This is a genomic window from Pseudomonas chlororaphis (genome assembly GCA_001023535.1).
GTDB lineage: Bacteria > Pseudomonadota > Gammaproteobacteria > Pseudomonadales > Pseudomonadaceae > Aquipseudomonas > Aquipseudomonas chlororaphis_E.
On sequence record CP011020.1, the window covers coordinates 1,391,341 to 1,404,979 of the forward strand.

A 13,639-nucleotide genomic window follows, 5' to 3' on the forward strand; every position below is an offset into this window, starting at 1 on the left:
CACCAGGCTGCCTCTAATCGAGGCAAATTTCTTTTCAATTCAACCAGTTGCATGCCGCGCCGAACGTACGCCAGCTTTGCGGGGGCAAAAGGGAGGTCATTGTACACACCGACACGAAGCCCCACAAATTTGACGACGAACTGTCGCAAATTCATGTCGCATTTGTGAAAGGTTTAAAGCTATATGCTGTGCTAGTCAAAACTTTTTTGGGTTCCGACCGCGACGACTCAAACGCTACTGTGACGCAGACACCACAAGGCGCGCGGCCCGAAAGGCCGCTCGCCCTTGTGGAAATGTTGAGGTTGCCGGGAGAGGCGGCCTGGGTAAGGCCGCCGAATCTTCAGCGAGTTGCAGCCAGTTCCTGTTGGACACTGGCGACAGTGCGAGGCCAAGGTTTACCAGCCTGGACCTTCGCTGGCAAGGCCTTGATGGCGGAAACAGCCGCATCACGGTTGGCAAAGCTGCCATAGGTGATGACATACAGCGGCTTGCCGTTGAGCACTTTCTTGAAATAGCGGTACTCGCCGCCCTGCTCCTTGACGAAGTTCTGGGCGGTGGCTTCCGAGCTGGTGCCGAGGATCTGCACCACGTAGTTGCTCGGTGCCTGGCCGGCGTACCAGTTGCCGCCAGCGGCCTTGGCCGGTGCCGCAGGCTTGGCCGCCGGCGCGGCGGGCTTGGTGGCCGGGGCCGGCGTCGGCGCAGGCTTGGCGGTGGCCACCTGGGTCGGGGTCGGGGTTGGCTTGGCGGCCGGGGTCGGTGCTGGCGTCGGGGCCGGACCGGCCGGCACGCCGGCTGGCGGCGCGGTGGTGGTCACGGTCGGCGGCGTGTCGCTGCTGTCGTCGATCGGCGGTGCCGCGCCATCGTCACCCTCGGTGATTCCGCCGGCGGCTTCGGCCAGGGGCCCACGCATGACCGGTTGCGACTGGCCGACCAGCGGCAGCGGCATTGGCTGGGTGTTGCCGGCAAATTCCACCGCCGGTGCGCCGCCGTTAGGTTGTGGCGTGCCCTGGCCGAGGGGCAGTTGTGCCTGTTCGTTGGCAGGTGTGCCCGTGGTAGGCGCCTTGTTGCGCCCTGGCATCAGCCAGGCGGCAGCGACCGCGACCACGACCACGGCGGAAATCGCCAATACGTGTTTCTTCGGCATGTTGAACCCCATACTTGGACGCTTCACCGCGGAGCGGCTGGCGATCATGACTTCGATCAGAGCATCGCGGGCAACCTGGTTGATGTTGCCAGGCCAGCCGTCGGCGCTTTGGTGAATCTCAGAGATCTGATCGGCGGTAAAAAGTTCGATACCCCGGCCAGCCCCCTCAAGACGCTGGGCCAGATATTCACGGGTCTCTTCCTCGGTGTAGGGCGCCAGTTCGATGACGTGGAAGCGCTCTTCCTCGAGGCTCAGTTGATCCAGTTCGGCGATCAGCGACGACTCACCGAACAGGAACACATGGGGACGGCCTTCCGGCGCGCCGGCCGCCAGGGCCAGCAGGGCTTCGAGGGCCGACTCGTCAAGCTGCTCGGCGTCGTCCACCAGCAGGTAGACTTCCTGCCCGGTCAGCGCCAGTTGCACGATCTGGTCGAGAATCGCACCGATTTCGGCCTGGGCCACATTCAGCGCCTCGGCCATCTGGCGCAACACACCCGCGGCATCGCCGGCGCCGCGGGCAGACACCACCACGCTCTGCACGGACTGCTTGTTGGTGCTGGCCACCAGGGCCTGGCGCAGCAAGGTCTTGCCGCTGCCCTGGGGACCGGTAACCACCAGCAGCAACTGGCTGTAGCGCGCCAGGTGATGCAACTGGCCCAGCACCGGCTTGCGCTGGGCAGGGAAGAACTTGAAGCCCGGGACCCGTGGCGCAAAAGGGTCGTGACTCAACTGGAAATGGCCGAGGAACGCCTCGTCGGCATGCAAACTAGTCATCGGAATCTTATTAACCTTTAAGCTGAGCCAGGGCGCGGTAGTCCGCTCCCAGCGTGGCCTGTAGAACCTCTTTCGGATAATCGTCGGTCACTACCGCTTCGCCCATGCGGCGCAGCAGCACCAGACGCAGACGACCGTCGATCACTTTCTTGTCGATTGCCATGTGTTCGAGGAAATCCGCCTCGGTCATTTCCTCGGGCGGGATCACCGGCAGCCCGGCACGCTGGAACAGGCGAATGCCGCGATCACGCTCCTGCTCGCTGATCCAGCCCAGCCGCGCGGACATCTCCAGGGCCATGACCGTCCCCGCCGCCACGGCCTCGCCATGCAGCCAGACACCATAGCCCATGTGGGTTTCGATGGCGTGGCCGAACGTGTGACCCAGGTTGAGCGTGGCACGCACGCCCGACTCCCGTTCGTCGGCACCGACCACCGCGGCCTTGGCGGCGCAGGAGCGCTCGATGGCGTAGGTCAGGGCCGTCTGATCCAGGGCTCGCAGGCGGTCGACATTCTCTTCGAGCCAGCCCAGGAACGGCTCGTCGCAGATCAGCCCGTACTTGATGACTTCCGCCAACCCGGCGGACAGCTCGCGGGCCGACAGGGTGTTGAGGGTGGCCGTGTCGATCAGCACCACGTTGGGCTGATAGAACGCACCGACCATGTTCTTGCCCAGCGGATGGTTGATGCCGGTCTTGCCGCCCACCGAGGAGTCGACCTGGGACAGCAGCGTGGTAGGGATCTGGATGAAATCGACGCCGCGCTGGTAGCAGGCGGCGGCAAAGCCGGCCATGTCGCCGATCACACCGCCCCCCAAGGCCACGACCGTGGTGCGGCGGTCGTGCCGCGCGCTCAGCAGGCCATCGAAGATCAGTTGCAGGGTTTCCCAGTTCTTGAACGCTTCGCCGTCGGGCATTACCACGGAAATGACCGAATAGGCCGACAAGGTGCGAGCCAGGCGTTCCAGGTACAGGGGGGCGACGGTTTCGTTGGAGATGATCGCCACTTGTCGCCCGGCGATATGCGGCGCCAGCAGTTCAGGCTGGTCCAGCAAACCTTCGCCAATGTGAATCGGGTAGCTGCGCTCGCCCAGGTCGACCTTAAGTGTCTGCATGTGTCCCCACAGTGAAGATGGAATCAGAGCGTCCTGCCTGCAATTAACGAAAGTCCACGGTGATACGACGCCGTCCGATGGCCATACGCCACGCCCCGAGCGGGCCACGACGGGACGTCGAGGATAGCGCATTTCGCCAGGCGCATTAACGGGGAGGCAGTTGCTGCAAGCGCTCAAGGATGTCCAGCACCACCATCCGCGGCGGCCGCTCATCGGTTTCCACCACCAGGTCGGCGATCTCCCGGTACAGCGGATCACGCAACTCCAGCAGGTCGCGCAGGGTCTTGGCCGGATCGGCGGTGCGCAACAACGGCCGGTTTCGGTCGCGTGCCGTGCGACCGACCTGCTGTTCGACCGACGCGTGCAGGTAGACCACCCGTCCGCCGGCATGCAGCGCCCGACGATTGGCTTCGCGCATGACCGCGCCGCCACCGGTGGCCAGCACCACGCCCTCGAACGCGCACAGCTCGGCGATCATCGCCTGCTCACGGTCACGAAAGCCCGGTTCGCCTTCCTTGTCGAAGATCCATGGGATATTGGCGCCCGTGCGCAATTCAATTTCCTTGTCGGAATCTTTGAACGGCAGGCGCAGCTCTTTGGCCAGCAAACGGCCGATGGTGCTTTTTCCAGCCCCCATCGGCCCTACAAGAATCAAATTTCGCACAGAATCAACGACTCACAGCAATCGCCTGGTTGTTCATGATACGCGGAGTGAGGAACACCAGCAGCTCGGATTTTTTCTCCGAGACCACATCACGCCGGAAAAGGCGGCCAAGATACGGCACATCGCCAAGAAATGGCACCTTATCTACAACCTTGCTCTGAGTATTCGAGAAAACCCCGCCAATCACAATGGTCTCGCCGTCGTTGACCAGCACCTTGGCATTGACCTCGTTTTTCTTGATCGGCGGTACATCCTGCACCTTGTTCAGGTAGTCGGGCTCATCCTTGGTGACCTTGACCTCCATGATGATGCGGTTGTCCGGCGTGATCTGCGGCGTGACTTCCAGCGACAGCGAGGCCTCCTTGAACGACACCGAGGTAGCACCACTGGAGCTGGCTTCCTGGTAGGGAATTTCCGTGCCCTTGAGGATCTTCGCCGTCTCCTTGTCGGAGGTCACGACCTTGGGCTGGGAAACGATTTCGCCGTTGCCGGTTTTCTCCATCGCCGTCAATTCCAGGTCCAGCAGGACGTTGTCGGTGATGAACGCAATGCCGATCCCCGAGGTGTTGCCTGACACACCCATGTCGACGAACGGCTGGTTGGTGCCCGTACTCCCCGGCGTACCGATGGTCGTGGAAGTCCCGGACGTGACCCCGGAAGAGTTCCAGTTGCCCTGGTTCTGTATCGAACCGCCCCAGCGAACGCCCAGGTTCTTGTCGTAGTCGACGTTGGCCTCCACGATCCGGGCCTCAATCATTACCTGGCGCACCGGGATATCCAACTGCGCGACGATCCGACGCAGCTCGTCGAGCCGGTCCTGGGTCTGGTAGGCAATGATGTTGTTGGTGCGCTCATCGACGGTGATCGTGCCACGCTCATCGGCTTTGGCCTCGGCGCTGGTCACCGACTGGAACAGCTTGGCGATGTCCGCGGCCTTGGCGTAGTTGACCTGCAGCAGCTCCCGGCGCAGCGGCGCCAGGTCGGCAATCTGCTTCTGGGATTCGAGCTCCTGGCGCTCACGCGCCGCAATCTCGTCGGCCGGCGCCACCAGCAGCACGTTGCCGACCTTGCGCTTGTCCAGGCCCTTGGTCTTGAGCACCAGGTCCAGCGCCTGGTCCCACGGCACATTCTGCAACCGCAGGGTGATGCCACCCTGCACCGTGTCGCTCGCCACCAGGTTCAGGTTGGTGAAATCGGCAATCAGTTGCAGGACCGAGCGCACCTCGATGTCCTGGAAGTTGAGGGAAAGCTTTTCACCACTGTAGGCGGCGCGATCGGCATTGCGTTTCTGCAAGTCCTCGACAGTCATGGGCCGGACGCTGACGGTGAGCTTGTTGTCGGTCTGGTAGGTCGAATAATCGAAGGTGCCACTGGGCTCGATGCTGATCGTCGCCCGGTCGGTGCCGGCACTGGCATTGACGAACTGCACCGGGGTGGCGAAATCCTTCACATCCAGGCGCACCCGCAGGGGTTCGGGCAGCTGTGTGCGGGCGAAATTGAGGATGATCTTGCCTTCACGCTCCTGGATATCCGGCGCGATGGCGGGGTCGGACAAGTCGATCACGACATTGCCCTCGCCCTGGGTGCCGCGCTGGAAGTCCACCCCGCGAATCGCCTTGCCCGCCGGCGCGCGGGCCTTCACCGGGGCCGCACTGGCCAGCGCCGGGCGCGGCGCCGCGGCGGCCGGCGCGGGGGCTGTCGCAGGGGTTATCGCAGGAACCGCGCCCTTGCCCACCACCACGAACAGGTTGTTACCCTCGATACGGGTGTTATACGGCGCCAACTGAGTCAGCCCTATGATCAGCCGGGTGCGATCCCCTGCTTCGACCACGGTGGCGCTGCGGGCATTGCCGCCGCCCAGGTCATGGCTCTTGCTCGCCAGTTGATTGGTGACGCCCGGCAGGTCCAGGGCGATCCGCGCCGGCTGTTCGGTGGTGTAGCCCCGCGGCGTCGGCGGCGGCCCGTCGAAGGAGAGTTTCAATTCGACGCGGTCGCCCGGCAGCGCCGCCACGTCCAGGGTCTTCAGGCCGGCCCCATGAACCATCGGTGATAAGAGCGCTATCCCTAGCGAAACACCAAAGGCTGAAAAAATCCTGTTCATTGTTGGGTTTCCACTAATGAGTGCTCTTTCAAGGGAATGGTCCGTGGTCGCTCCAGCCAGGCGCCCTCGCCATCGGGAACGATTTCGATCACATCGACCTCAGTGGCGGTAATGGCGACGATCCGTCCGTCGTTGCGCCCCAGGTAGTCACCAACCTTTAGCCGATGCACCCCGCTGGCGCCGCGCAGCAGCGCGAAGGAACCGCTGGCATTGGAGATCGTGCCGACCATTTCGAATTGCTCGATATTGAAGCCTTCCAGGTACTGCTTGACCCGGTTGGGATCGGGCCGGACGTTGCGCGAGCCCTGCTGGCGACCCGCCTGGTCCACCCGGATCTGTCGGGAAAACGGGCTGCGCAGGTTGGCGGCGCTGTAGGTGAAGGTTTGCGCAGGCTTGAACGTCGGCGTCGGCTCGATCTTTCCGGGCGGACGCAGGCGCACTTCGTTCATGTAGGCATCCAGGTCGCTGAAACCGTCGTCGTTGTTGCAGCCCGTCAATGCCAGCAGGCCCGCCAGCAGGCAAACGCGAGACGCCGTGCTCATGGCTGCGCCTCCTGCTCGTTATAGCGGTAGGTCTTGGCCTGGATGCTCATGCGCAGCTTGGCGCCCGCCTCGGGCTCCATGGGCGCGATCTCGAAATCGTGCAGCGTGACGATCCGGGGCAACCCGGCCACGCCGCTGACGAATGTCGCCAGGTCATGGTAGCCGCCGGTGACGGTGATCTGGATCGGCAACTCAATGTAGAACGGCTGGGTGACTTCCGGCAGCAGCTTGATTTCCTCGAACTCCAGGCCGCTGCCCAGGCCGGTGCGAGTGATGTCTTCCAGCAGGCCCGGCACTTCGGTGTCGCTGGGCAACTGCCGCAACAGCACGCCGAAAGACGCTTCCATCTGCTTCATCTGCTCGGTGTAACGCTCAAGGTTCGCCGCCATGTGGGCCTTGCCCGCGAATTGTTCCTTGAGGGTGTTTTCTTCCTCGCGCACCTGCTGCAGCTGGTTCTCCAGGTCACTCAAGGCAAAGTTGTAGCCCAACCCCAGCACCATGGCCACCAGCAGGATGCCCGCCAGCCATTTGATCGGTGCCGGCCAGGAACCGACGTTATTGGTGTCGAGCTCGCGCAAATCGACTTTGCGCAGGGCCTCCAGCCATTCCCCCGGCTTCATTGGGCGTCCTCCGCATCGACTGGACGGGTCTGGCGGACCGTCAGCTGGAAAACGTTGGCCTGGTCAAGCTGACCGGCCGTGGTGGCCTTGACCTCGGTCAGGCTGGGGGTATCGAACAGGTCCGATGAATCCAGGTTGCGCATCAGGTCCGAGACCCGGTTGTTGGACTCGGCGGCCCCCTTGATGGAAAGCGTGCCGTCTTCCATCTTCACTTCGGTGAAGTAAACCCCGTCCGGCAGGGTCCTGGTCAATTGGTCGAAGATGCGCCCGCTGACGGGCCGGTTGCCTTGCAGGTCCTGGATGATGCGCATGCGTTCCAGCAACTGCTGGCGACGGGCCTTGAGGTCGCCGATCTGTTTGATGCGCTCGTCCAGCACGGCGATCTGTTCCGAAAGATGGGTGTTGCGGGCCACCTGATGGTCGATGGCGCTGTCGATGTATTGCACGGCAATCAGCGTCACGCCGACCGCGCCGACCAGCGCACCGACCAACGCCAGCAGGAAACGCTTGCGCCGTTCCTCGCGCAGTTCCTCGCGCCAGGGAAGGAGGTTGATCCGCGCCATCAGTCGAAACTCCTGAGGGCCAGCCCGCACGCGATCATGAGTGCCGGCGCGTCACTGGCCAGCGCACCGGCATTGACCTTGCTGCTCAGGGCCATGTTGGTGAACGGGTTGGCCACCTGGGTCGGCGTGCCCAGGCGCTGTTCGATCAGTCGGTCCAGACCGGTGACCGAGGCCGTGCCGCCGGCCAGCAGGATATGGTCCACCGCGCTGTACTGGCCCGAGGCGAAGAAAAACTGCAAGGAACGCGACACCTGCTGCACCAGCGCCTCGCGAAAGGGTTGCAGCACCTCGCCGACATAATCGTCGGGCAGGCCGCCCTGCTTCTTCGCCAGGCCGGCTTGCTCGGGCGTCAGGCCATAGCGGCGCTGGATTTCCTCGGTGAGTTGGCGGCCACCGAACAATTGTTCGCGGGTATAGATGATGCGCCCGTTGTGCAGGACGCTGAGGGTGGTCATGGTCGCGCCGATGTCGACCACCGCCACGGTCAGGCGCTCCTGGGAGGCGGCCAGTTGCGTGGCGAGCAGGCCGAACGAACGTTCCAGCGCATAGGCCTCCACGTCCACCACCCGGGCCGTCAGCCCGGCCAGCGCCAGCGCGGCCTCGCGGACCTCGACGTTTTCCTTGCGACAGGCCGCCAGCAGCACTTCGACCCGCTCGTCACTGCGCGGCGACACGCCCTGGACCTCGAAGTCGATGGCCACTTCATCCAGCGGATAGGGAATGTATTGGTCGGCCTCGATCTTGAGCTGGTTTTCCATGTCGTCGTCGGACAGGCCGGCGTCCATCTCGATGGTCTTGGTGATCACCGCCGACCCCGCCACGGCCACCGCCACGCTGCGCACGGGCGTCCGGGCCTTGACCAGAACCCGTGACAACGCCAGGCCTACGCCTTCGAGTTCGGCGATGTTCTTCTCGACCACGGCATTGGCCGGCAGCGGTTCCACCGCGTAGGACTCGACGCGGTAGCGCTCGCCCTGGCGGCTCAACTCCAGCAGCTTCACCGACGTTGAACTGATGTCGATCCCCAGAAGTGCATGGGTTTTTTTATTGAAGAGTCGTAGCACTACCAATTCCCTATGACTATCCGTGAGTTACGGACTCTCTAATATGCGTTGCGTTCAATCACTCCGGTCCGACGGACGTCCGGATGGCATTCCTGGCGAAAAAAAATGCTTATAATGCCCAGCGTTTTTTTCGCTTTGTTGCAAGCACGGGGCCTTCCCTGCACCTGGCGCCTTTTTCATTCTTTGCCTGGATATCCAAAAGCCTTGATTCGTCTGCTGAAATTTTTCGGATGGTCCATCATCGCCGTTTTCTGCGGACTGCTCCTGGGTCTGAGCGGTGCGTTTCTTTACCTTAGTCCGGGTTTGCCGTCCGTGGAGGCTCTGAGAAGTATTCAGTTGCAGATTCCCCTGCGGGTCTACAGCAGCGACAACAAGTTGATCGCCGAATTTGGCGAAATGCGCCGCACACCGATCCGTTTCGCCGACATTCCCCCCAATTTCATCAATGCGTTACTAAGTGCTGAAGACGACAATTTCGCCAACCACTACGGCGTCGATCCCGGCAGCCTGATGCGCGCCGCCAGCCAACTGGTCAAGAGCGGACACATCCAGTCCGGCGGCAGCACCATCACCATGCAGGTGGCCAAGAACTTCTTCCTGACCAGCGAGCGCAGCTTCTCGCGCAAGACCACCGAGATCCTCCTGGCCTTGCAGATCGAGCGGCAGTTGACCAAGGACGAGATCCTCGAGCTGTACGTGAACAAGATCTACCTGGGTAACCGCGCCTACGGCATCGAGGCGGCGGCGCAGGTGTACTACGGCAAGTCGATCCGCGATGTGAGCCTGGCGCAGATGGCGATGATCGCCGGCCTGCCCAAGGCCCCGTCGCGCTTCAACCCACTGGCCAACCCGGCACGCAGCAAGGAGCGGCGCGACTGGATCCTGGGGCGCATGTACAAGCTCGGCAAGATCAGCGAAAGCGACTACACCGCCGCGATCAACGAGCCCTTGAACGCCAGCTATCACGTGCCGACCCCCGAGGTGAACGCGCCCTACATCGCCGAGATGGCCCGTGCCGAAATGGTCGGCCGCTATGGCAGCGACGCCTATACTGAAGGCTTCCGCGTCACCACCACGGTGCCCAGCAACTTGCAGGAAATGGCCAACACCGCCCTGCACGAAGGCCTGATGACCTACGATCAGCGCCACGGCTACCGCGGCCCGGAATCGCGCTTGCCCGGCAAGACCCAGGAAGCCTGGGCCCTGGAGCTGACCAAGCAACGCACCATCAGCGGCCTGGAGCCGGCCATCGTCACCTCGGTGGACAAGGACGGGCTCAAAGTCCTGACCCGCAACGGCGAGCAGCAAGAGCATGTCGGCTGGGACAGCATGAAATGGGCCCGGCCGTTCCTGAACACCAACAGCATGGGCGCCAACCCTCGCCAGCCGTCGGACGTGGCCCAGGTCGGCGACCTGATCCGGGTGCAGCGCCAGGCGGACAATACCCTCAAGTTCAGCCAGATCCCGGCCGCCCAGGGCGCGCTGGTGTCCCTCGACCCACAGGACGGTGCCATCCGTTCGCTGGTGGGGGGCTTCGCGTTCGAGCAGAGCAATTACAACCGCGCATTGCAGGCCAAGCGCCAGCCGGGTTCGAGCTTCAAGCCGTTCGTCTACAGCGCTGCCCTGGATAACGGCTACACCGCCGCCAGCCTGGTGAACGATGCGCCGATCGTGTTCGTCGACGAGTACCTGGACAAGGTCTGGCGGCCGAAGAACGACACCAACACGTTCCTCGGGCCGATCCGCCTGCGCGAAGCGCTGTACAAGTCGCGCAACCTGGTGTCGATCCGCTTGCTGCAAGCGCTCGGCGTGGACCGCACCATCGACTACATCAGCAAGTTCGGCTTCAACAAGCAGGACCTGCCACGCAACCTGTCCCTGGCCCTGGGCACCGCGACCCTGACCCCGATGGAAATCGCCACGGGCTGGAGCACCTTCGCCAACGGCGGGTACAAGATCACGCCGTACATCATCGACAAGATCGAGAGCCGCAACGGCGAGACGCTGTTCGTGGCTAACCCGCCACGCGTGCCCACGGGCGAGCAGGCCAGTGATGGACTGGCCGCTCCGTCCACCGAGACGTTCACGGTCAACGCCCTGCCGGGCGAAGCCACGACCGCCCCAGGGGTGCCGCAAGCACCGGCCGTCGCCGAGCGCATCGTCGACGGACGCACCACCTACATCCTCAACAGCATGCTGCAGGACGTGATTAAGCTCGGCACTGGCCGTCGCGCCTTGGCCTTGGGGCGTACCGACCTGGCGGGCAAGACCGGCACCACCAACGAGTCCAAGGACGCCTGGTTCTCCGGCTACAACGCCGATTACGTGACCACCGTCTGGACTGGTTTCGACCAGCCGGAAAGCCTCGGTCGCCGCGAGTTCGGCGGCACCGTGGCGTTGCCGATCTGGATGAGCTACATGGGCGCCGCCCTGAAGGACAAGCCGCCCCACACCCAACCGGAACCCGAAGGCATCCTCAGCCTGCGCGTCGACCCGGTCAGCGGCCGTGCCGCCACCCCGGGCACCCCGGGGGCCTACTTCGAGCTGTTCAAGAGCGAAGACACCCCGCCGTCGGTCAACGAACTGGGCAATGGCGTTGCACCGGGCAGCCCGCTGCCGGCGGACGAAGCGGCGCCTATCGATCTGTTCTAGGAAAGCAGCGGCGAGCCGCAAGCTTCAAGTAAAGCCAAAGCAAGCACGGTAGGCTTCGCCTCTACTTGCAGCTTGAAGCTTGCCGCTCGAAGCTCATAAAAAAACCTGGCCGAGGCCAGGTTTTTTTATGAGCGACTGCTGTTAACCGTTGAACACGTCATCCACGCTCTTGAGCGGGTAGTTCTTCGGATACGGCAGGGTCGCCACGCCCGTCTCGATCGCAGCCTTGGCCACGGCGTCGGAGATCAGGGTAATCAGGCGAGCATCCATAGGTTTCGGAATGATGTACTCACGACCGAATTCCAGCTTGATGCCGCCGTAGGCGTCGCACACTTCCTGAGGTACGGGCAGCTTGGCCAGTTCGCGCAGGGCGTTGGCCGCCGCGACTTTCATCTCTTCGTTGATGCGCTTGGCGCGAACGTCCAGGGCACCGCGGAAAATGAACGGGAAGCCCAATACGTTGTTGACCTGGTTTGGGTAGTCCGAACGGCCGGTGGCCATGATTACGTCGCTACGAGTCGCGTGGGCCAGCTCCGGGGAGATTTCCGGATCCGGGTTGGAGCAGGCGAACACGATCGGGTTCGGCGCCATGCGCAGCAGGTTTTCCGGGCTCAGCAGGTTAGGACCGGACAGACCGACGAAAACGTCGGCACCGTCCAGCGCTTCAGCCAGGGTGCGCTTGTCGGTGGCGTGGGCGAACACAGCCTTGTACTGGTTCAGGTCGTCGCGGCCGGAGTGGATCACGCCGGTACGGTCGACCATGAAGATGTTTTCGATCTTCGCGCCCATGCTCACCAACAACTTCATGCAGGAGATGGCGGCAGCGCCAGCGCCCAGGCAGACGATCTTGGCTTCCGGCAGGGTCTTGCCGGCGATTTCCAGGGCATTGATCATGCCGGCCGCGGTCACGATGGCGGTGCCGTGCTGGTCGTCGTGGAACACTGGAATGTCGCACTGTTCGATCAGGGTGCGTTCGATCTCAAAGCACTCTGGCGCCTTGATGTCTTCCAGGTTGATGCCGCCGAAGGTGATGGAGATGCGCTTGACGGTGTCGATGAAGGCTTGCGGGCTCTCGGAGTCGACTTCGATGTCGAACACGTCGATACCGGCGAAGCGCTTGAACAGCACGCCCTTGCCTTCCATGACCGGCTTGGAAGCCAGTGGCCCCAGGTCACCCAGGCCGAGAATCGCGGTGCCATCGGAAATGACTGCAACCAGGTTGCCCTTGCCGGTGTACTTGTAGGCCAGTTCAGGGTCGCGGGCAATTTCGCGCACTGGTTCGGCTACGCCGGGGCTGTAGGCCAGCGACAGGTCGCGGGCAGTAGCGGTGGCCTTGGTGAGCTCGACACTCAGCTTCCCTGGACGAGGATTAGCGTGATATTCGAGAGCGGCAGTTTTCAGATCAGACATGTGGGCATTCCGCTTTTTACTGTGTTGGACAGACGGACCGCCGAGGATACGCGCCTCGCAAAGTCCCTACAAGACTGACCGGTCACCCCTGTCAAGCGCCCTGCCCTACGACTTTGGGCCAAGAGCCGCGAAACATAAGGGCTAGCTGCATACAATCAGCGCGAAAAATGTCTACAATTTTTATTCGGTCGTCACGTTCAGCATGGCCGGGTCGGTCAGCGGCAGCATCCAACGGGCTTGTCCGGGCTCGCGCCCGCCCCGTCGTGAACGGTCGACCACCCAGCCCCGCGCCTCGACCTGCCGGCCCTTGAGCCGTTCAAGGCTCGCCGTGTCGAATTGCCCCAGCAGATTGGGCGCAACGCGCAGCACAACCGAATCCTGCAATTCGATCCAAATCCCGCCGCGATTGCGCCTGACATCACTCACCCGTCCGCTCAGTACGGCGAAGCCCGGCGCCTGGATTTGCTGCGGCTTGAGCACCGGCGAGCGCTTCCACAGACCAAGTCCTGCCTCACGCGCCTGGCGTTCGGCCGCACGCTGACAGGCCACAAGGTCCACATTCGGCGCCACCGCCACGTAGAACCCCAAGCCTTCGGCGAGCAACTGCGCTTCAAGGTTCTGGCCATCGGCCCCGTAGACATGGGCCAGGGTACGGCCGTAGCGGTCCTTGCCTTCCTTGCCGGGCTGCAAGGCCACGCGCCCATCGCTGGCGGCCACCAGGGCTTCGAGCCGACGCCGGGCCGCCACGGCAAAGGGCTCGTCGGAACGCCCCTGCCGCCCCAGCTCCGGGCTGTTGAGGCCGATCATGCGTACATGGCGGCCATCGCTCAGGCGCAGGGTGTCGCCGTCCACCACGCGCTGGACCGTCGCCTGGGCAAGGCCCGCCGGTGCCGGACAGAACGCCTGGGCTTGCCCCAGCCAAATCGCGGACACAAAAAAGGCGCCCGCAAGGGACGCCTTTTTCATCAGTCTGGAGCCGTCGAGACGAACCTCC

Annotated in this window: 11 protein-coding genes; 1 reads left to right on the top strand and 10 read right to left on the bottom strand. The window is 63.3% G+C overall.

The features are described 5' to 3' along the window. Window positions 1-340: 340 nt before the first annotated feature. From VM99_05980 to VM99_06015, 8 genes are all read right to left on the bottom strand, one after another. Window positions 341-1,918 (bottom strand): cell division protein, encoded by a 1,578-nt coding sequence (locus tag VM99_05980; protein AKJ97627.1) that lies wholly within the window; start codon window positions 1,916-1,918, stop codon window positions 341-343. A gap of 10 nt (window positions 1,919-1,928) precedes the next feature. Beyond that, on the bottom strand, window positions 1,929-3,029 hold the full coding sequence (locus VM99_05985; protein ID AKJ97628.1) for a 3-dehydroquinate synthase: 1,101 nt from the start codon (window positions 3,027-3,029) through the stop codon (window positions 1,929-1,931). Between the two features lie 145 nt (window positions 3,030-3,174). Beyond that, window positions 3,175-3,693, bottom strand: coding sequence for a shikimate kinase (locus tag VM99_05990; protein ID AKJ97629.1), 519 nt, complete (start codon window positions 3,691-3,693; stop codon window positions 3,175-3,177). A gap of 4 nt (window positions 3,694-3,697) precedes the next feature. Then, the gene (locus VM99_05995) at window positions 3,698-5,794 is read right to left on the bottom strand and encodes a fimbrial protein (protein AKJ97630.1); all 2,097 of its coding nucleotides are present in this window, start codon (window positions 5,792-5,794) and stop codon (window positions 3,698-3,700) included. After that, on the bottom strand, window positions 5,791-6,336 hold the full coding sequence (locus VM99_06000; GenBank protein AKJ97631.1) for a pilus assembly protein PilP: 546 nt from the start codon (window positions 6,334-6,336) through the stop codon (window positions 5,791-5,793). The genes VM99_05995 and VM99_06000 overlap by 4 nt, the downstream gene beginning before the upstream one ends. After that, on the bottom strand, window positions 6,333-6,956 hold the full coding sequence (locus VM99_06005; GenBank protein ID AKJ97632.1) for a pilus assembly protein PilP: 624 nt from the start codon (window positions 6,954-6,956) through the stop codon (window positions 6,333-6,335). The genes VM99_06000 and VM99_06005 overlap by 4 nt, the downstream gene beginning before the upstream one ends. Beyond that, window positions 6,953-7,519 carry a pilus assembly protein PilN gene (locus VM99_06010; protein AKJ97633.1) on the bottom strand — a complete coding sequence of 189 codons (567 nt, stop codon included), beginning with the start codon at window positions 7,517-7,519 and terminating at the stop codon, window positions 6,953-6,955. Before VM99_06010 ends, VM99_06005 begins: the two co-directional genes overlap by 4 nt. Continuing rightward, window positions 7,519-8,583 (bottom strand): pilus assembly protein PilM, encoded by a 1,065-nt coding sequence (locus tag VM99_06015; GenBank protein AKJ97634.1) that lies wholly within the window; start codon window positions 8,581-8,583, stop codon window positions 7,519-7,521. The genes VM99_06010 and VM99_06015 overlap by 1 nt, the downstream gene beginning before the upstream one ends. Before the next feature lie 204 nt (window positions 8,584-8,787). On the opposite strand from VM99_06015, the gene VM99_06020 reads away from it, so the two are divergent. After that, window positions 8,788-11,235 (top strand): peptidase, encoded by a 2,448-nt coding sequence (locus tag VM99_06020; GenBank protein ID AKJ97635.1) that lies wholly within the window; start codon window positions 8,788-8,790, stop codon window positions 11,233-11,235. 141 nt (window positions 11,236-11,376) lie between these two features. Here the strand turns inward: VM99_06020 and VM99_06025 are convergent, their stop codons facing one another. After that, a complete protein-coding gene (locus tag VM99_06025; GenBank protein ID AKJ97636.1) occupies window positions 11,377-12,645 on the bottom strand; it encodes a malate dehydrogenase in 1,269 nt (422 codons plus the stop codon). 180 nt (window positions 12,646-12,825) lie between these two features. Then, the gene (locus VM99_06030; protein AKJ97637.1) at window positions 12,826-13,611 is read right to left on the bottom strand and encodes a nuclease; all 786 of its coding nucleotides are present in this window, start codon (window positions 13,609-13,611) and stop codon (window positions 12,826-12,828) included. Window positions 13,612-13,639 lie beyond the last annotated feature (28 nt).

What these genes read in the sequence shown, in the direction of transcription:
- VM99_05980 (AKJ97627.1), bottom strand. Translation starts at nt 1,918, where the DNA reads ATGACTAGTTTGCATGCCGACGAGGCGTTCCTCGGCCATTTCCAGTTG.
- VM99_05985 (AKJ97628.1), bottom strand. Translation starts at nt 3,029, where the DNA reads ATGCAGACACTTAAGGTCGACCTGGGCGAGCGCAGCTACCCGATTCAC.
- VM99_05995 (AKJ97630.1), bottom strand. Translation starts at nt 5,794, where the DNA reads ATGAACAGGATTTTTTCAGCCTTTGGTGTTTCGCTAGGGATAGCGCTC.
- VM99_06000 (AKJ97631.1), bottom strand. Translation starts at nt 6,336, where the DNA reads ATGAGCACGGCGTCTCGCGTTTGCCTGCTGGCGGGCCTGCTGGCATTG.
- VM99_06005 (AKJ97632.1), bottom strand. Translation starts at nt 6,956, where the DNA reads ATGAAGCCGGGGGAATGGCTGGAGGCCCTGCGCAAAGTCGATTTGCGC.
- VM99_06010 (AKJ97633.1), bottom strand. Translation starts at nt 7,519, where the DNA reads ATGGCGCGGATCAACCTCCTTCCCTGGCGCGAGGAACTGCGCGAGGAA.
- VM99_06025 (AKJ97636.1), bottom strand. Translation starts at nt 12,645, where the DNA reads ATGTCTGATCTGAAAACTGCCGCTCTCGAATATCACGCTAATCCTCGT.
- VM99_06030 (AKJ97637.1), bottom strand. Translation starts at nt 13,611, where the DNA reads ATGAAAAAGGCGTCCCTTGCGGGCGCCTTTTTTGTGTCCGCGATTTGG.